This is a genomic window from Paenibacillus sp. JT22N15 (assembly GCF_059383755.1).
Window position 1 is genome coordinate 254,872 of the sequence record NZ_JBXENV010000010.1, and the last position, 17,714, is coordinate 272,585.

The window sequence follows — 17,714 nt, forward strand, 5'->3', positions numbered from 1 at the left end:
TGCCGGAAACGGGCGTATACTGAACTCAACTTACGGAAGAACCGTGGCGAAGATAACTTTGCTGCGGTTTTTTTTGTTTAGTTACAGATATTTAAAAGTTGCATGCCTTCCGTCGGCTTCACAAAAAAAACGAATGTATGTTCGAAAAAGTGCTTGGCAAAGGGTCGGAAAAAGGTTATCATTATATTATAAATAACGAAGGATGTGAGTTGATTGGCTGATCGTCGTGCTGCGTTAGATATGGCTATGCGTCAAATTGAGAAACAATTCGGCAAGGGCTCTATCATGAAACTAGGGGAATCAACACATATGCAAGTGGAGGTCGTGCCGAGCGGCTCGCTTGCTTTAGATATCGCACTTGGAATCGGGGGTTTCCCGAGAGGACGTATTATTGAAGTATATGGACCGGAATCATCTGGTAAAACGACCGTTGCGCTTCATGCGATTGCAGAAGTTCAACGTGCAGGCGGACAAGCTGCCTTTATCGATGCGGAGCATGCACTTGATCCGTTATATGCAAGCAAGCTGGGCGTTAATATCGATGAATTGCTGCTTTCCCAGCCAGATACAGGGGAGCAAGGGCTGGAAATTGCAGAAGCGCTCGTTCGTAGTGGCGCGGTTGACATTGTTGTTATCGACTCTGTTGCAGCACTGGTACCTAAGGCTGAGATCGAAGGCGACATGGGTGACTCGCACGTTGGTTTGCAGGCACGCCTAATGTCACAGGCACTTCGCAAGCTATCCGGAGCCATCAGCAAATCGAAGACGATTACGATCTTTATTAACCAACTGCGTGAGAAAGTCGGCGTTATGTTCGGTAACCCTGAGACGACACCAGGTGGACGCGCTTTGAAATTTTATTCCAGCGTACGTCTTGATGTCCGCCGGATTGAGACACTGAAGCAAGGCAATGATATGATTGGTAACCGTACACGTATTAAAGTTGTCAAAAACAAAGTGGCTCCGCCGTTCAAGCAAGCCGAGGTTGACATTATGTACGGTGAGGGCATTTCCAAAGAGGGTACGCTCGTTGATTTGGGCGTTGAACTCGATATTGTACAAAAAAGCGGTGCATGGTTCTCTTACAATGGCGAGCGCCTCGGTCAAGGCCGGGAAAATGCTAAGCAGTTTTTGAAAGACCATGAAGATATTGCAGACGTCATTGATAAGCAAATTCGTGATGCCAGCAACTTGGTAGCGACTGCTACTCAAGCGACAGGTCTTGGTCAAGAAGAAGAGGATGAAGACGATTTTGATGAGTCTGAATTGGACTAATACGCTCAATTAGTAGCGAAATGGATAAAGAATGATGATGACGCCGTTCCTTTCTAGGGACGGCGAACTTGTTTTATTTAGCATTTATAACTAGTTGCAAAACGTAACATGGAGGGCCTATGATTGAAATCAGAGCGGTTGAGAAAGACAGCAAGCATCGAAGCCGCTATCTTATATTCGCGGAAGGCGAAGAGCCGATTTTATCGGTTCATGAGGATCTGTTGATCCGCCATACACTGTTTAAAGGACAACTTCTTACAGAGGCGCAAATAGAGGAAATTGGCAGCGAGGACGAGCGTTATCGCGCTTATGCGATGGCGGTTTATTATTTGGGTTTTAAGCCGCGGACAAGCAAGCAAATAGAGCAGTATCTGAAACGGAAACTAATTGCTGAGGATCATATTAATTACACCATTGAGCGTTTAGAAAAGGAACATATTGTGGATGATGAACAGTATGCGATACAATTTGCTGCTCAGCGAATGAAAAGCAGCCAGAAGGGCAGGCGTTACATTCAGCAGGAATTGCTGCAGCGGGGTGTGTCCAAAACAGCTGCGCTTGCCGCTACTTCGGCAATTGACAGTGAGATGGAGCTTGAAACAGCTATTGCTACCGCTTCCAAAAAATGGCGAACTATAAAAGGCGAGCCGTTTGAGCGCAGACGCAAGCTGGCAGCTTTTTTAATACGAAGGGGCTTTCCTGTAGACATTATTAAAGCCGCAGTAAAATCAGCGGAAGAGAATGCATAATCAATAAAGCAAAAAGATCACGTTGGGCTTTTGCTTGACAATTGATTTTACCAAAAGATAAAATGAATTTGTATTCCTTCCACATCAAATCTATTTTCCTTCCAAAAATTGATTTGAGAAGATTATTTTCGGCAAGTTGTTAGAAGATGAAAACGGTATGGAAACCGACTAAAATCAAATATCATTCCAAGCGTTTGCTTTTGTGAATGCAACGAGGAGGTGAACAAGAGGATGAATCCTATTTGGACGATCTTGATCAGTCTCGTTGTTGGCGTTATTTTCTTTGGAGTTGGTTATTTTATTCGAAAGTCGATTGCCGAAGCCAAAATTTCCAGTGCTGAGCAGGCTGCTATCCAAATCGTAGAAAATGCGAAAAAAGAAGCAGAAGCGCAGAAAAAGGAAACGGTGCTGGAAGCGAAAGATGAAGTCCACAAACTTCGTACCGAAGCTGAAAAAGACATTCGTGAACGTCGTAATGAGGTTCAGCGACAGGACAGACGTTTACTCCAGAAAGAGGAGTCGTTGGATAAAAAATTAGAAGCGCTGGAACGCAAAGAAGAATTAGTTGCCAACAAAGAGAAACGGATCGATGAAACCCAAGAACAGATTGATACCATCTATAAGCAGCAGCTTAGCGAGCTGGAGCGAATTTCCGGCTTGACGATGGAAGGTGCGAAATCGATTATTTTGTCTAATGTTGAACAGGAAGTACGACATGAGACAGCGCAGATGATCAAGGAAATCGAGCAGCAGGCTAAAGAAGAAGCAGATAAAAAAGCACGTGATATTATATCGCTCGCTATCCAACGTTGTGCGGCTGATCACGTAGCAGAAACGACTGTATCAGTCGTCTCCTTACCGAATGAGGAAATGAAAGGCCGCATTATCGGACGCGAAGGTCGTAATATCCGCGCTCTGGAAACATTGACCGGTATCGATCTCATTATCGACGATACACCGGAAGCGGTCATCCTGTCCGGCTTCGATCCTATCCGGCGTGAAATTGCCCGAACTTCACTTGAGAAGCTTGTCGCTGACGGACGTATCCATCCTGCTCGTATTGAAGAGATGGTTGAGAAATCACGCAAGGAAGTGGACGAGCGTATCCGTGAATACGGTGAGCAAGCTACTTTTGAGGTGGGTGTGCATGGCTTGCATCCTGACTTGATTAAGATTTTGGGAAGACTCAAGTATCGGACAAGCTACGGTCAAAACGTGCTCAAGCACTCCATGGAGGTTGCTTACTTGACTGGACTTATGGCTGCCGAGCTGGGCGAGGATATTACTCTCGCGAAGCGTGCAGGCTTGCTGCATGACATCGGTAAAGCACTTGACCATGAGGTTGAAGGCTCGCACGTTGAGATTGGCGTTGAATTAGCCAAGAAGTACAAAGAACATCCTGTTGTTATTAACAGTATCGCTTCCCACCATGGTGATTGTGAAGCCACTTCGGTTATCGCAATGCTGGTTGGTGCAGCTGACGCCTTGTCGGCAGCACGTCCAGGCGCACGCCGTGAGACGCTCGAAACGTACATCAAGCGTCTGGAGAAGCTGGAGAATATTTCGGAGTCATTCGATGGTGTTGAGAAATCGTATGCCATCCAGGCCGGCCGTGAAGTACGCGTTATGGTACAGCCTGAGAAGATTGACGATACAGAAGCATTCCGACTCGCTCGCGACATTACGAAGAAGATTGAAAGTGAGCTTGATTATCCAGGCCACATCAAAGTCACCGTTATTCGTGAGACACGGGCTGTGGAATACGCGAAGTAAACAGCATAGCAACGCGGAAAAGTGGCTGCCCTGCAGCCACTTTTCCTGTCTGAATAGGTAAAGGAAGTGAGCAGCAATGAACGTATTATTTATTGGGGATATTGTTGGAAGTGTAGGGCGTGCAGCCGTTAAGCAAGTGCTTCCAGCGCTTAAATCGAAATACAACCCGCATATTATTATCGTAAATGGCGAAAATGCAGCGGCAGGCCGGGGCATTACAAAGAACATTGTCAATGAGCTGTTTGAATGCGGTGTTCATGGGATTACGATGGGCAATCATACTTGGGATAACAAAGATATTTTTGACTGGATAGATGATGAGCCTCGTATCGTAAGACCTGCGAACTTCGCGGAAGGAACGCCAGGACAAGGCATGGCGATTATTAAAGCGAACGGCAAGCAGCTCGCCATTATAAATTTGCAGGGAAGAACGTTTTTGCCGCCGATTGATTGTCCGTTCCGCAAAGCGGATGAGCTAATCGAGGAGGCGCATGGAACAACGAAAAATATTTTGGTCGATTTTCACGCGGAAGCGACTTCGGAAAAAATTGCAATGGGCTGGCATTTGGCTGGACATGCTTCTGTCGTTGTAGGGACACATACACATGTTCAGACGAATGACGACACGATTTTGCCAGGCGGCACAGCCTACTTGACGGATGTTGGCATGACGGGGCCGAAGGACGGTGTGCTGGGGATGGAGCGCAATGCGGTGCTGCATCGGTTTATGACCCAAATGCCTACACGTTTTGTCGTGGATGAAGGCAAATGGCATTTGCATGGCGTGTCGATCCAAATCGACGATGCGACAGGCGAAACGACCAAATTCCAAAAAATTAGACTTGTAGAAGAAGACTGGCTGCTCATGTAGCAGCTTTTTTTTATTGAAAGTTTAGACAATTCAGAACAGTTTGTTAATTTCGGCAATAAAAGCAGGAATTTTTCTACCTCTCTCGAATACTATTGCTAGTAGTGGAATCCATCCATCATTCCCGAGGAGGTACATTTTTATGGATGTATTAAAAGTTTCAGCAAAGTCCAATCCAAATTCCGTTGCAGGTGCGCTGGCCGGAGTTTTACGTGAACGCGGCGCCGCTGAATTACAAGCTATCGGGGCGGGTGCACTAAATCAAGCAATTAAGGCAGTTGCGATTGCGCGAGGATTTGTTGCTCCCAGCGGGGTGGATTTAATTTGTATACCGGCTTTTACAGACATCGTGATTGATGGCGAGGATCGGACAGCGATTAAGCTCATTGTTGAGCCTAGATAAGCGCTTAAACGAAGCCTTAAGTCGTTAGAGAAATGTAGAAAAAAGTTCATATGTAACGCCTGCCTACAATCGCGTAAGCAGGTTTTTTGCTTTATAGTGACATATGTTGTTGTGGGATAAAACAAATAAATGTTATGATTGCCCTAGCATGTTGCGGGTTAGGGCACATGATCCTTGTTGCAAGGAAAGCAGATCAATAAGCGAAGGGAAGTAAATGCAATGACACAAAAACTAGTACCTGTAGGGGTATCGGCACGCCATATTCATTTATCTCAAGAGCATGTCGCGATTTTATTTGGAGAAGGCTACGAGCTGACGGAGGCGAAAGCTCTCTCACAGCCAGGACAATATGCAGCAAATGAAACGGTTGCCGTAATCGGACCGAAATCTTCTTTTCCTAAAGTAAGAATTCTTGGACCTGTCCGCAAGGCGACACAGCTTGAAGTTTCCCGCACGGATGCTTTCTCTATTGGCGTAAACCCGCCGGTCCGCGAATCCGGTGATATTAGCGGCTCGGCTGGCATTACGCTGAAAGGGCCGGCTGGCGAAGTGACGATTGAGGAGGGCGTTATCGTTGCAGCCCGCCATATTCATTTCCACACGAGCGATGCTGAAAAATGGGGCATTGCCGACAAGCAAAAGCTGAAAGTGCGTTTTGGCGGAGATCGTGGCGTCGTATTTGAGGAAGTGATCGCCCGTGTATCCCCAGATTTCGCATTGGACATGCATATTGATACGGATGAAGCGAATGCCGCAGGCATTAAAAACGGGGATACAGCTGAAATTGTAGGCTAATCATCCTTTTTCCAAGATACAGCTTGTGAAGAAGCTGTAATAGGTTTTTCTCATTTTTGAAACGGATAGCAGCTCCTTCGCTGCTATTCGTTTTTTGATTTTTTCAAGCAAATAAGAAGGCGTTTTCAAGATTTGTTGGAAAAAATAGAGCATTAGCAGCAACAGTAATGGATTCGATGGACTTATATGTGTTATAATTTCTTATTGATGTTTAAACACGGGTGAGCACAAGGATATAAGGATGTGACTAAAGCATGACAAAGGGGAATTCAGCGGATTTGAAAGCCGCTAATAAAGATAGGGATTACTCGAAATATTTTGATTTCTCTGATGCGAAGGTGCTTAGCGAGGAAGACGGCAAAATCACCTATCGAATCAAAGGACGCAATATTCAAATCAATGCTGCTCCGAACCACAAGGAAGAGAAAAAACGGGGCAAAGAGGATATAGAGGTTCATTATGATTTTTCCATACCGGAGGAATTCCGGACGCTGGGCAAAGGCAAGTTTTATTTGATTCAAACGTACGGCTGCCAAATGAATGAGCATGACACGGAAGTTATGAAGGGCATGTTCGAGGAAATGGGCTATACGGCGACGGAGGATCGGACTGAGGCGGATGTGGTGCTGCTGAATACATGTGCGATCCGGGAAAATGCCGAGGATAAAGTGTTCGGGGAGCTTGGGCATCTTAAGGTGCTGAAGCAGCAGAAGCCGGGCTTGCTGCTCGGCGTATGCGGCTGCATGTCGCAGGAGGAATCGGTTGTCGGACGTATTTTGCAAAAACATTCCTTCGTCGATATGATTTTTGGTACGCATAACATTCACCGCTTGCCGTTCCTGCTGCAAAATGCCTATTTCAGCAAAGAGATGGTTGTCGAGGTGTGGTCCAAAGAAGGCGACATTATCGAAAACATGCCGAAGAAACGTGAAGGCATGCGGGCTTGGGTTAACATTATGTATGGGTGCGATAAATTTTGCACTTACTGCATTGTGCCTTATACAAGAGGCAAGGAACGCAGCCGCCGTCCGGAGGACGTCATCGCCGAAGTAAGGGAGCTGGCAAGACAAGGCTTCAAGGAAGTGACGCTGCTTGGGCAAAACGTGAACGCTTACGGCAAAGATTTTGAAGATATAGCGTATCGCTTTGGCGACCTCATGAACGACATGTCTAAAATCGACATTCCGCGTGTTCGGTTTACAACGAGCCATCCTAGAGATTTTGATGATCATCTCATTGAGGTGCTGGCGCAGCGGGGCAATCTGGTCGAGCATATTCATCTGCCTGTTCAATCGGGCAGCACGGAAGTGCTTAAACGGATGAGCCGTAAATATTCGCGTGAAATGTATTTAGAGCTTGTGGGTAAAATTAAGGCGGCTATCCCGGATGCTATGCTGACCTCTGATATTATCGTCGGGTTCCCTGGCGAAACGGATGAGCAGTTCGAGGATACGCTCTCGCTCGTTCGCGAGGTGGGCTTTGACTCAGCCTATACCTTCATCTATTCGCCGCGTGAGGGCACGCCAGCTGCCGGTATGGAGGATAATGTTCCACTTGATGTCAAGAAACGTCGGCTGCAGCGTCTGAATGATTTGCTGAAGCAGATGAGCCTGGAGAGTCATGAACGGATGATCGGCACGACAATCGAGGTGCTGATTGAAGGTGAGAGCAAAAATAACGCAAATGTGCTAGCTGGACGTACACGTACGAACAAGCTCGTTCATTTGGAAGGCCCGCAGGAATGGATTGGCCAGCTCATTCAAGCGAAAGTAACAGAAGCGAAAACCTGGTATATTAAAGCAGAGCCTACAGGAACGGAGCTGCGCGAAGCGGTTGTACTCTAAACGAAACGGAAGCTTTGCTGCCAAAGGACGGCTTCAGCCGTTTACACTTGAAACTAAATAACAGGAGAGATGATATATGTCTGAGCAACAAACGGTCCAAGGCAATACGGAGCATGGCCATCACCATCATGAGCATGGTGAAGGATGCGGCATTCCAAAGTTTGATACGCGTGATTTGCTAATTCGCGAAGACATTATGAAGAAGGCGAAGGAGCTTGCTGACCTGATTTATACTTCTGAGGAAGTACAGCATTACCGCCGTGCGGAAAGCCAAATTCAAGGCAATACGAAAATTCAGGAATTAATTGCGACTGTAAAGAAAAAGCAGAAGGAACTAGTCGCATTTGAGACAACTTTCAAAAACGAAACGATGGTCAAAAAAATCGAGCAGGAAATGGAAGTGCTGCAGGATGAGCTGGACGGCATTCCGATTGTAACGGAATTCCAGCAAAGCCAGTCCGACATCAACTATTTGCTGCAGCTCGTTATTTCCATTGTACGGGATACGGTTTCTGAGAAAATCAATGTGGAGGCAGGAGCTGAGGAAGCGCCTGCTGAGTGCGACTAACAACTTGCTTGAGGTTGAACCAGTGGAATTCGGGCAAGTGCAATGAAACAGGAAAGGGGCTGTGCAATGGTGGAATACCATTGCTTGCAGCCCCTTTTTTTGTAACTATTGAAGGTAAAGAGTGTAATGAATTTGAAGGAATTTATGGTGTTGTTGTGAATGGAACAGCAGGAGCGGCGTTTTTATTGCTGGTTGAAGCTTGTATCCGCAAAATATAAGGCTTTAACGCCAGCGTTATAATGACGGCCAGTACGGACTTGGCAGCATCGCCGGGGAGGAATGGGTAGCAGCCATTGATCATTGCTTTTTGAAACGAGAGGCCTGTTGCTTGCATGAGCCAAGGGATGCCGATGACATAAGCAAAAAAAGAACTAAACAGCTCGAAAATGACAAATAGCAAAATAGCAGTTGCGACCCGATTTTTTGCTGCAAAAGAGCTATGAAGCAGCTTGGATGTGAAGAAGCCTACAAGCAGAGCGCAAAAGGGGAAGGCAACGAGAAAACCGCCGGTAGGTCCAGCTATCATGCCGAAGCCGCCATTTCCGTTAATAAGCGGAAGTCCGATCGTGGCCAGTACAACGACAATCAAAATAGAGAAAAATCCATTGCGTGCACCGAGGAATAGTCCTGCGAGGGCAACGGCGAGCGTTTGAAGGGTAATCGGTACGGGTGAAGCGGCAAACTTGAATTGAAGGCTGCTCATGACAATAAATAAGGCAGCGAACAAGGCTATGTACACCATGCTGCGAATATTCGTACTGCTTTTGATCAATGAAATCGTCTCCTTTAAAATGATGATTGCTTTTATAATGTTAACCAATTATCATTTGTTTATGGTTAACAAAATGGATTGTAGCACAGAGCGGCGCTTTGGGGAAGAGGGCAGGTGAAATTTTTTTGAACGATTATTTAATACGGGTTGAGGGGCTGACGGTTAAGCCACGCGTTTTTGATGCGGCGAGTGAGCAGCCTCCAATTATAAGAGGTGTCAGTCTTGCCCTGAAGGAAGGGGATTGGCTGACGCTGCTAGGGAGCAATGGGAGTGGCAAAAGTACGCTCGCTAAGGTCATTGCCGGATTTCCTGTAGGCGAGAAAAGCGGGACTTATTTGATGGGGGGCAAGCTTGCTGCCTACAATAAGCCGATTCCAATTGTGATGCAGCAGCCAGAGGCTTCCATGCTTGGCGCAACACCTTGGGAGGATGTTGTGCTGATGCTGGAGCAGCATGGGATTGCTAGCGATGAAATAGCTGCATTGGCAGAACAGTCGCTTAGCTTAACCGGCTTGCTGGAACGGAAGGACCAAGCTGTCGGCACCTTGTCGGGCGGGCAGAAGCAGCTGACAGCTATTGCTGGCTGTTTGGCGGTCAACTCGCCTGTGCTGGTGCTCGATGAAGCCACGGCAATGCTTGATCCTGAAGCAAGCCTGGCTATTGGGGAGCAAGTGCGGGAGCTTCATGCCGCAGGAGGAACGATCATATGGATTACGCAAAAGCTGGCTGAGCTTCGACATGGTGATCGAGTCGTTGTGATGGAACAGGGCCAAATCGTTTTTGACGGGACTACGGAGTCGTTTTATGAGCGTAGTGCTATTGTAAAAGATGCGGCGAGTACGGGGAGTGAAGAAGGAGGGCGGAGCTGGTGCGAGCGGCTCGGTTTTGAAGCCCCCTATGCGGTACAGACAGCTTGGGAGCTGGAGAAGCTGGGTATCGTTTTAAAGCCTTTGCCCTTGACCGTAGACAGGCTTGCGGAGGCGCTGCAAAGATGACCGACCTTAGCTGGAGACTGGAAGAGATACGCGTCTGTGCTGCGGGAGAACGAGACAAGACGCTTCTGACTATTAAAGAAAAGCTCGTTTTTAAAGAAGGCACGATTACACTGCTCATTGGCAGCAATGGTGCGGGCAAATCCACGCTGCTGGAAACAATGGCAGGGCTTCGCAGGCTGAACGAAGGCGAAATTGCGCTTGGTGCTGATAACCTTTGGATGAAAAAGGGCAGACGCAGACGTCTCAGTCGCAGCATCGTGCAGAATACGGGCATCGCGCTCCAGCATTCGGAGTCGCAATGGTTTGCGGCGACCGTGAAGGAGGAGCTCCTTTATTCACTGAAGCCGTATAAGCTGGAGCCGCCGGAGAAGGAGCGGCGGCTGCATGATGCGCTGCAAGCAGCAGGCTTGCCTGCCGAGCTGCTTGCCCGCGATCCTTGGTCGCTCAGCGGCGGACAGCAGCGGCGGCTCGCACTCGCTTGCCTGCTGGCCTGCAAGCCGCAATGGCTGCTGCTGGATGAGCCGACGGCGGGGCTGGACGCCGAGGGCATAAGCCGCTTGTGCGCCGTATTAGCGGCGCACAAGGCGTCTGGGCGCGGAGCGGTCGTGGCAACGCACGACCCGGGAGCGCTGCTGCCGCTTGCGGACGAAGTCGTCGTGGTCGAGGGCGGCTCAGTCCGCGAAGCGGTCGCTGCATCGGCGTGGGCGAACGCACACGCTGCAGATGCAGCTGCGCCGCAGGCGCTGCGCGCGCTGGCGAAGCTGCGCGGCTTCGCGGCGCAGCCGCCGGGCGGTGGCGCCGCCGTATGGCCGGCGCCAAAGGCGCTTGCGGCGGCGATCCATGCCGCCGCCGCGCAGCCGCAAAGCGGCCGGGCGGATGCCCCGGCCGCAGCGGCGCTGCCTGGCGCGGCGGCTTTGCCGCTCGCCGCGCCGCAGGCGCCTCCGGCGATGGAGCTTCGCCCATCGCCAGGCGCAAAGCCCACAGCGGCGAACGCTTCGCCGCCGCTGCCTAAACCCAAGCGCCGGCAACTCCCGCCGGCGCAGCCCGAAGCGCAGCGCCTGGCGACGCGCTTCGATCCAAGAGCGCTTATCGCCGCCTACATGCTGCTGGCGGCGACCATCATCATGCAGCATAGCTGGAGCGGCTTGCTGCTGGCAGGAGCGCTTGCAGCCGCCATATGGCTGCCGCTGCGCGCTCAAATGCGGCCTTGGCTCGGCTTTATTCGAGCCTACGCCTTAATCATTCTGCTCTTCGGTGTAGTAGCCGGAGCTCAGATCCAGCCCTTATCGTTTGATTGGGAGCAATCAGCACGAACGATGCTCCGCTTGGCGACGCTTTTTTGCGCCATGCTGCTGGGCTTGCCGATGCTGCTGCTTATGACGCCGCTGCGAATTCAGCGGGCGCTGGAGCAAACATTCGGCTGGCTGAGCCGGTTTAAAGTACCGATCTCAGCGATTACGTTGACCGTGACCTTAATATTTCGATTTATTCCGCTGCTGCTTAAGGAATGGGAGCGGTTTGCGAAAATCGCGCATGCGCGAGGGAAGGCAATTACGCCAGTCGGCTCATTGCCGCCCTCGATGCTGGCATCGGCGATTATCCCTTACATTCGTTCGATTTTGCGAATGGCGGAGCAAATGGCAGAGGCGCTGGAGGCGAGAGGGTTTGGCAACAGTGAGATTCGTTCGACACAAGGCTTTCGCTTGCGATTTGGCCGTCAGGATGTGCTGCTGCTTGCCGGGGCGGTTTTCGGAGCGGCTCTGCTGTATATGGTAGCATTATTTTAAACGTTGAGGATGACGAAGGTTTAGCGTTCTTTTCGTATTTTTCGAGGAAGCAAGCTGGCTTCACTGACATTCGAACCCTGTACTTAATCCCTCTACTACCGGGAATGCTGCCGTCTAATGAATGTGAGTGAAAGGTAGCGCCATGCTCTTAATTTCAAGTGTTTACATTATTCCCTGCACAAAGGTGTCTTTGGAGGACACAGCAGCCGCTATTTCAATCGAAGCATGGGTTTTGGGACAGGCTGCGGACTCAGAAGCCGCTAATATGCTGCCCATCGCCATTTTGGCAGGATGAGGAGGGCAATAGCGGATCTCCTGTCCGCGTGCGGCCTGAAATCGGAGAAAAAGTAAGAATAGCGGAACCTCAGTCCGCCAAAAAAGGAGTGAGGGTCCAGAGTTTCGTGTTCCAAGCCACAGTAATCTCAGCAATTGTGTTCTCAGCAATAGTGATCCGAGCAACAATCGCAGGCTGTAAGGCTGTAGTTTCCAAGCCTTGAAGCGTCAGAGGCGTTTTTCCTGGAATAAGCGCTAAGCAAGGAGCAGTATGCCTGTCTCAGGAGCTAAAATTTATGTCCGAACAGCGGCAACCACGGGCAAACCGGCATCCTATGAACAAGTGCTGGTGGTAGTAAGCGAGAATATCAAAATTGTCACAATTGCAGGCTCTTCAATTGCTGGAAAAAACGTGCCAGTAGTTGGCGAAAGGCCAGTAACGGTTCTAGCGGATACGACCGATTACACAGCTACTATTGGCTGGTTGCCTGCGCATAGCACATTTGCTGTCAATACAGCATATACAGCAACCATTACCATTACACCGAAAAACGGATATACATAAACAGGAGGAATGGAAGATTCCTTGGATGTCTTCGAAGCAGCAGCATCAAATGAAACGGATTCAGGAGTTGTAACAGCGATATTCCCAGCAACAGCAGCGGTAATTGCTGAAACAGCGATACCGGGAATAACGGTGCCTGGGTGCCTGTCTTTGGGGAAATTCCAGTAACGACAGTAGATACGCAGGCAGCAAAATAAGCGGCAATAAAATCACAGTGGATGTCAATCCCTTTACGAAGTTTGCGGTATTAGTTGTGGATATTCATCCAATTAATGTTAATTTTTGTGACATCTCCGGGCATTGGGCGGAGGCAAATGTTGATCAAGCAGTCAGCAGCGGCATTGTGAACGGCTATGCAGACGGCACCTTTAAACCGGGTAAAATGGTTTCTCAAGCGGAATTTGTTGTGATGCTGATGAATACGCTATACGCTGAAGCCGCAAGATGATGGAAAGGCTCTAACCTTCACAGATACAACGAATATTAGCAGCTGGGCTCATAAAGCAGTCGGTCAAGCCTTGCAAGCTGGCATTATTAACGGTTACGAGGATGGAAGCTTCCGTCCGAACGCACAAATTACACGTGCTAGATGGCAGCAATGATCGCGATTGCATTAGGCCATACAAGCGCAGCGAGTGCTGCAACTGGGTTTGCAGATGAAGCGGTAATTCCGGCATGGGCAAAAGGCAGCATTGCTTATTATGAAGCAATCCGGTCTAATGCAAGGAAAAGGAGATAATGATTTCGCCCCTCAAGACCTTGCGACAAGAGCTGAGGCAGTTACGGTGCTGCTTAACATGCTGGCACAGAAGAATAAATAAATTGGATGGATTAGCGGATCCTGGATGCGTAAAGCAAATAATGAAATGTGAATGAATACATTGGGCGGATATATAAAGGGCAGAAATGAACGACAACCTTTGAGACCCTCTGCTGAAATTACAAAAATAGCGCCGCAGGCACTTACACCTGTGGCGCTATTTTTCGTTTTTGGGAAACGGCTATCTTCATCACGAACGAACCGTTGTTTCAGCACGCTTACAACTCAACGCCCTTTTTCTCTGAGCTCCTTCATATACCACCACGCACTAAGCAGCGCTGCGGCAGCGCCGAGCATGCCGCCGAACCAGAAGCCGCTATTCATGCCCCAGCTGTCGTTGAGCCAACCGGCTAGAAAAGGGCCGGAGAACATTCCAATCGAATACACGGCCTGATAAAGGCCCATTGCAGTAGCTCTCCCAGCAGGCTGGACGTCACGAATCGAGAGCCCGAGCAGCAGCGGCAAATGCAAGCCTTGAGCGAAGCCGTTTATCGCTTGCGTCAGTACCAGCATAGCGAACGAATCCGTATAGGCAATGGCCACCGTACATATTGCGCTTAACACGAAGCCAATTCCAATCGTGACCCAGTTGCCAAAACGCGGTGCGAACCATTTGGCGGTGAACATCGAAGCGAGCGCATGCGGCAGCATAAAGGCAAAAACAATGAAAGTCAGCCCATACCCGGTAATGCCCAGCGTCTCTGCCTTGAGTGGCGTGAAGCCAAACATCGTTATGAACAGCACGCCATGTGCGAGAATGGAGAGCAGCGATACTTGAAGCAAGAGCTTCGTGCCGATAATGCTGCGCGCCATCGCGAGTGTCATGCCGACGCGCTCATGCAGCTGTTTTTGCGGTTCTTTTAAAATTAGGGCTAGCAGCAGCCCTACCCCAGCGATAACAGCCCCAGTAATGAATGGTGCTGCTTCTCCCCACATATCGGTCACTGTTCCGCTCATCAGCATGCCGAGCATTTGGCCGCTAACGATCATCACGCTGATGCTTCCCATCGCCTTCGCAGCATCTTCTGCGGCAAAATAATTGGCATACATGACTGTAAAAGCAACCCACGTTGAGGCGCATATGCCTGCCATTGCCCGGCCTCCGAGCGGCCATAGCCAGTGTCCTGGCACCAGAAACATCAGGCAGCTTAACAGAGCAGTCACCATGCCCAGTATAATAAAAGGCTTGCGTTTGCCGAAGCGGTCAGAAGCGACACCAACTGGGAAACGGACGAGCATTTGAACAAAGCCATAGCTGCCAAGCACAATGCCAATCAGCTGCATCGACAAGCCGCGGCCGCTCAAAAAAGGCGATAACGTCGGTACGTAAACGTACATTGAAGTCCAGTATAATAGCGTAACAATCGTAAACAACAAGCGCTGTGAAGCAGTAGAATGAGCTGGTTCAGAAGCTGACAAAGCAGTAGACATCTTTATAAAACCCCTTTCATCACTACTTTAGCCTACGATCCGGCTCTTTGTCACCCACAAATATGGTTGGTTTCTTCAAATAAATGGGAATGACGAGTTTTATATTTTTGGCATAAGATAAATGCTGCTAGTACCGTGAAGCCGCAGTGTGGTCCCGAAGGGGCGAACTTCTGCCGATTATGGATTTATCCAGCAAGTGTAAATAAATGAGATTGTGCTTAAGCCTTGGGTCGCTTTATGCGAACAAGGCTTTTCTTTTTCCTGCATTGGATGAATTATGTAAAATTATGAAACATTTTCGTCGTATTTTGCGTTAGAAACTTGGATGAGTACATAAAAAAATAGGGAGGGGTCTGTCTGTGAGTCGATTAGGGTTTAAATTAAAGCTTTTTGTCATGATGATTATGATCGCCAGTTTATGTGCGGACCTTGGAGCAACAGGCTCGAAAGCGTTTGCCGAAACGGCAGGCATTGAGCTGAAAGCAGAAGCAGGCTATCAGGGCAGTGTGAAAGTGGATAAAAGAATGCCTGCCCATCTCACATTGACGAATCGGACGAATGCCGACTTAAAGGGCGAGGTTGTCATTTCGATTATTTCGCCTTATGGCGGGATGACGACCGATTATGTCGTGCCGGTCGAATTGCCGAAAGAAACGCCCGTCGAGCTGACGGTTTCATTGCCAGGCACGCAGCTGAGCAAAGACAATAACAAAATCCGCTTTTTTGAAGGCGCATCAGCCAAAGGGAAGGAAGTAGCTTTCATTGGCAAAGCCTTTTTGGATAGCAATGGCACTTCCGATTACACTTTCGGGGTTCTTGCAAGCGATCCCGATACGTTAAATTTCATGCCTTCGCTGAATGTGCGAGGCTATCAAATTTCCGTAATGCCGCTGACGCGGGAGCAACTGCCGAACGAAGCTTCGCTGCTCGATTATTTTGATGTCCTTGCCATTAATGATGTTGCGACTTCGGATTGGAGCGAGCAGCAGGTGGCGGCTATTACTGGCTGGATCAGCAAGGGAGGCACGCTTATTCTCTCTGGAGGCGCAGGCTACAGCAAAACAGCGAAAGCTTTTGCAGCTATTGCGCCAGTTGAGCCGGATGGCGGGACGGTGTCACAGCCGATTTCGCCTGAAATGGTGAACGCCGGCGAAGCAAAAAGCGCAAGTGCAGGTGATATGACACTGTCGACAGGCAAGCTTGCCGCTGGGGCAACAAAGCTGATAGGCGGGGAAACGCCGATTGCGGTTGAGCGCAAGCTGGGACTTGGCAAGGTGCTGTACATTGCTTTTGATCCCGCACTGGAGCCCATTGCTTCTTGGTCGGGAAGTGCCACGTTATATGCAAATTGGCTGCAAAGCTCGTTATTTCCGATGCAGCAGGGCTATATGAGCGGCAACAATGCGTATTGGGGCTTTCAACAAATTGTAGATCAATTTCCTTCGATTACACCGCCTAATTTTGGCCTACTACTCGTCATGTTTATCATTTATATGATTATTGTAGCTCCGGTGCTGTATTTGGTGCTGCGCAAGGCAGACAAGCGGGAGTGGTCGTGGTGGCTCATTCCGCTCATCTCCATTATTTGCGCTGTTGCTATTTTCTTCTTCGGTGCTGAAAATAAACGTTTTATGTCTACCCACACGGTTCAAACCGTGCAATTATCTGGCCAAGGCGACGGGGTTAAAACCGGGGCATTTTCGATCTTCGTTCCGAATGGCGGCGAAGTTGTTGCCCGCTTCGATGAAATGCTTCCCCTCACACCTTATGCATCAGGCAGCAGCACGGGCGACTTGAATTTGCGCAGCGACAGCAGAGTGGTGAGCATAGAAGGACAAACGACAGCTGAATGGAAAAATGTGGAATATTGGTCGACACGCAAAGCCGTGTTTGAAAATGTTCCCATGCAGGAGCAGGTCGGACAATTCAAGGTGTCCTACCAGAACAGCAACGGGCAAATGGAGTATATCATTAAAAATGACACCTTGAACGATTTAAATGATGTGGTTGTGGTGATGAACGGCAGCAGCTATTCAATCGGTGATTTAAAGCAAGGCGAAGAAGGTTCTGCGCTCATCTCCAACAATCCCAACACGAATATGGGATATTTTAATTACGGCAGCATGATATTCCCGTATCAGAGCGGCAATCAGGATACGTTCAGCAGGCAGCGCACGCTGGTCGAAACGTATTTTAATATGAACTACAGTTCTTCGACAATACCGATGATTTATGGTCCGGTCATTATCGGATTCAGTGAAAATGAAGACGCATTGTTTACTGTTAATAACAATAAAGTAAAAGCTGCTAATTTGACGATGTGGGTGCAGAGCTTGGGCGAGATGGAGCCGGATGAAAACGGCCGCCTTGTCGTGCCGGCAGGATTCGTGAATCCTGTTATTATTGAGAAAAGCGTCAATCGAATAGAAAATTATGGAAACTCAACTTTTTCAATTGGGCAAGGTGAGCTGGTGCTGGAATACAGCTTCCCTGAGCGTGAACAGCTGACATACGACCAATTGGACATTCACCTCGATCCTTCCCAATCCGGGCAAAATTTGAAGTGGCTCATTTGGGATGAAGCGCAAGGCAAATGGATTAAAGTAGCAGCGGAAATGGACGATCCTTCGAGCTATCTCATTGACGGCTTCAAATTGCGGATGAAGCTGATCGTAAACACGGATCTCGAGACGAGAATGCCGCAAGTTGCAGTGGAAGGCGAGGTGGCGAAGCATGAATAAGGCGGAGCAGGCGGAAATACAAATGGAGCAGGAAGCGGGGCTTGTGCCCGACCAG

General features: G+C 49.1%; 19 protein-coding genes. 17 read left to right on the top strand and 2 right to left on the bottom strand.

Annotation, left to right across the window (positions count from 1 at the left end; all coding sequences use genetic code 11):
* Nucleotides 1–213 precede the first annotated feature (213 nt).
* The 8 genes from recA to AC50X8_RS21115 all read left to right on the top strand — a co-directional run bounded on the left by recA (nucleotide 214) and on the right by AC50X8_RS21115 (nucleotide 8,275).
* Entirely contained in the window at nucleotides 214–1,275 is a 1,062-nt protein-coding gene (gene recA / locus AC50X8_RS21080; protein ID WP_056038078.1) for a recombinase RecA, read from the top strand.
* A gap of 119 nt (nucleotides 1,276–1,394) precedes the next feature.
* Nucleotides 1,395–2,024 (top strand): RecX family transcriptional regulator, encoded by a 630-nt coding sequence (locus AC50X8_RS21085; protein WP_494881282.1) that lies wholly within the window; start codon nucleotides 1,395–1,397, stop codon nucleotides 2,022–2,024.
* 231 nt (nucleotides 2,025–2,255) lie between these two features.
* Nucleotides 2,256–3,797, top strand: a complete 1,542-nt coding sequence (rny, locus tag AC50X8_RS21090) for a ribonuclease Y (protein ID WP_046230788.1) — start codon at nucleotides 2,256–2,258, stop codon at nucleotides 3,795–3,797.
* A 76-nt stretch (nucleotides 3,798–3,873) separates the two neighbouring features.
* Nucleotides 3,874–4,668: a TIGR00282 family metallophosphoesterase gene (locus tag AC50X8_RS21095; RefSeq protein WP_494863934.1), complete on the top strand. Its 795-nt coding sequence runs from the start codon at nucleotides 3,874–3,876 to the stop codon at nucleotides 4,666–4,668.
* Nucleotides 4,669–4,807: 139 nt separating this feature from the next.
* Nucleotides 4,808–5,068, top strand: a complete 261-nt coding sequence (locus AC50X8_RS21100; RefSeq protein WP_025335291.1) for a stage V sporulation protein S — start codon at nucleotides 4,808–4,810, stop codon at nucleotides 5,066–5,068.
* Between the two features lie 219 nt (nucleotides 5,069–5,287).
* A complete protein-coding gene (locus AC50X8_RS21105) occupies nucleotides 5,288–5,863 on the top strand; it encodes a phosphate propanoyltransferase (protein WP_056038071.1) in 576 nt (191 codons plus the stop codon).
* A gap of 254 nt (nucleotides 5,864–6,117) precedes the next feature.
* On the top strand, nucleotides 6,118–7,707 hold the full coding sequence (gene miaB / locus AC50X8_RS21110) for a tRNA (N6-isopentenyl adenosine(37)-C2)-methylthiotransferase MiaB (RefSeq protein WP_056038068.1): 1,590 nt from the start codon (nucleotides 6,118–6,120) through the stop codon (nucleotides 7,705–7,707).
* A gap of 76 nt (nucleotides 7,708–7,783) precedes the next feature.
* Nucleotides 7,784–8,275 carry a YlbF/YmcA family competence regulator gene (locus tag AC50X8_RS21115; RefSeq protein ID WP_056038065.1) on the top strand — a complete coding sequence of 164 codons (492 nt, stop codon included), beginning with the start codon at nucleotides 7,784–7,786 and terminating at the stop codon, nucleotides 8,273–8,275.
* Between the two features lie 142 nt (nucleotides 8,276–8,417).
* Here the strand turns inward: AC50X8_RS21115 and AC50X8_RS21120 are convergent, their stop codons facing one another.
* Nucleotides 8,418–9,047 (bottom strand): biotin transporter BioY, encoded by a 630-nt coding sequence (locus AC50X8_RS21120; RefSeq protein ID WP_235533218.1) that lies wholly within the window; start codon nucleotides 9,045–9,047, stop codon nucleotides 8,418–8,420.
* 125 nt (nucleotides 9,048–9,172) lie between these two features.
* On the opposite strand from AC50X8_RS21120, the gene AC50X8_RS21125 reads away from it, so the two are divergent.
* From AC50X8_RS21125 to AC50X8_RS21160, 8 genes are all read left to right on the top strand, one after another.
* Entirely contained in the window at nucleotides 9,173–10,042 is an 870-nt protein-coding gene (locus AC50X8_RS21125) for an ATP-binding cassette domain-containing protein (protein ID WP_494881285.1), read from the top strand.
* Nucleotides 10,039–11,829, top strand: coding sequence for an ATP-binding cassette domain-containing protein (locus AC50X8_RS21130; protein WP_494881287.1), 1,791 nt, complete (start codon nucleotides 10,039–10,041; stop codon nucleotides 11,827–11,829). The genes AC50X8_RS21125 and AC50X8_RS21130 overlap by 4 nt, the downstream gene beginning before the upstream one ends.
* A 544-nt stretch (nucleotides 11,830–12,373) precedes the next feature.
* Nucleotides 12,374–12,667 (top strand): hypothetical protein, encoded by a 294-nt coding sequence (locus tag AC50X8_RS21135; protein ID WP_494863931.1) that lies wholly within the window; start codon nucleotides 12,374–12,376, stop codon nucleotides 12,665–12,667.
* A 9-nt stretch (nucleotides 12,668–12,676) separates the two neighbouring features.
* On the top strand, nucleotides 12,677–12,835 hold the full coding sequence (locus tag AC50X8_RS21140) for a hypothetical protein (protein WP_155973312.1): 159 nt from the start codon (nucleotides 12,677–12,679) through the stop codon (nucleotides 12,833–12,835).
* 46 nt (nucleotides 12,836–12,881) lie between these two features.
* Entirely contained in the window at nucleotides 12,882–13,115 is a 234-nt protein-coding gene (locus AC50X8_RS21145) for an S-layer homology domain-containing protein (protein ID WP_056038055.1), read from the top strand.
* A complete protein-coding gene (locus AC50X8_RS21150) occupies nucleotides 13,099–13,269 on the top strand; it encodes an S-layer homology domain-containing protein (RefSeq protein WP_494881318.1) in 171 nt (56 codons plus the stop codon). Before AC50X8_RS21145 ends, AC50X8_RS21150 begins: the two co-directional genes overlap by 17 nt.
* Nucleotides 13,257–13,406, top strand: a complete 150-nt coding sequence (locus tag AC50X8_RS21155) for a hypothetical protein (RefSeq protein WP_494881289.1) — start codon at nucleotides 13,257–13,259, stop codon at nucleotides 13,404–13,406. Before AC50X8_RS21150 ends, AC50X8_RS21155 begins: the two co-directional genes overlap by 13 nt.
* The gene (locus AC50X8_RS21160; RefSeq protein WP_494881291.1) at nucleotides 13,387–13,488 is read left to right on the top strand and encodes an S-layer homology domain-containing protein; all 102 of its coding nucleotides are present in this window, start codon (nucleotides 13,387–13,389) and stop codon (nucleotides 13,486–13,488) included. Before AC50X8_RS21155 ends, AC50X8_RS21160 begins: the two co-directional genes overlap by 20 nt.
* Before the next feature lie 224 nt (nucleotides 13,489–13,712).
* On the opposite strand, the gene AC50X8_RS21165 is transcribed toward AC50X8_RS21160, so the two are convergent.
* On the bottom strand, nucleotides 13,713–14,918 hold the full coding sequence (locus tag AC50X8_RS21165) for an MFS transporter (RefSeq protein ID WP_494881293.1): 1,206 nt from the start codon (nucleotides 14,916–14,918) through the stop codon (nucleotides 13,713–13,715).
* A 359-nt stretch (nucleotides 14,919–15,277) separates the two neighbouring features.
* Between AC50X8_RS21165 and AC50X8_RS21170 the strand changes: the two genes are divergently transcribed.
* Nucleotides 15,278–17,659 (top strand): DUF8725 domain-containing protein, encoded by a 2,382-nt coding sequence (locus tag AC50X8_RS21170; protein ID WP_494863929.1) that lies wholly within the window; start codon nucleotides 15,278–15,280, stop codon nucleotides 17,657–17,659.
* The last annotated feature ends 55 nt before the right edge of the window (nucleotides 17,660–17,714 follow it).

Coding starts and splice junctions, on each gene's coding strand:
- AC50X8_RS21160 (WP_494881291.1), top strand. CDS start 13,387: ATGCAAGGAAAAGGAGATAATGATTTCGCCCCTCAAGACCTTGCGACA.
- AC50X8_RS21165 (WP_494881293.1), bottom strand. CDS start 14,918: ATGTCTACTGCTTTGTCAGCTTCTGAACCAGCTCATTCTACTGCTTCA.
- AC50X8_RS21155 (WP_494881289.1), top strand. CDS start 13,257: ATGGCAGCAATGATCGCGATTGCATTAGGCCATACAAGCGCAGCGAGT.
- AC50X8_RS21105 (WP_056038071.1), top strand. CDS start 5,288: ATGACACAAAAACTAGTACCTGTAGGGGTATCGGCACGCCATATTCAT.
- AC50X8_RS21095 (WP_494863934.1), top strand. CDS start 3,874: ATGAACGTATTATTTATTGGGGATATTGTTGGAAGTGTAGGGCGTGCA.
- AC50X8_RS21100 (WP_025335291.1), top strand. CDS start 4,808: ATGGATGTATTAAAAGTTTCAGCAAAGTCCAATCCAAATTCCGTTGCA.
- AC50X8_RS21135 (WP_494863931.1), top strand. CDS start 12,374: ATGCCTGTCTCAGGAGCTAAAATTTATGTCCGAACAGCGGCAACCACG.
- AC50X8_RS21130 (WP_494881287.1), top strand. CDS start 10,039: ATGACCGACCTTAGCTGGAGACTGGAAGAGATACGCGTCTGTGCTGCG.
- miaB (WP_056038068.1), top strand. CDS start 6,118: ATGACAAAGGGGAATTCAGCGGATTTGAAAGCCGCTAATAAAGATAGG.
- rny (WP_046230788.1), top strand. CDS start 2,256: ATGAATCCTATTTGGACGATCTTGATCAGTCTCGTTGTTGGCGTTATT.
- AC50X8_RS21115 (WP_056038065.1), top strand. CDS start 7,784: ATGTCTGAGCAACAAACGGTCCAAGGCAATACGGAGCATGGCCATCAC.
- AC50X8_RS21140 (WP_155973312.1), top strand. CDS start 12,677: ATGGAAGATTCCTTGGATGTCTTCGAAGCAGCAGCATCAAATGAAACG.
- AC50X8_RS21085 (WP_494881282.1), top strand. CDS start 1,395: ATGATTGAAATCAGAGCGGTTGAGAAAGACAGCAAGCATCGAAGCCGC.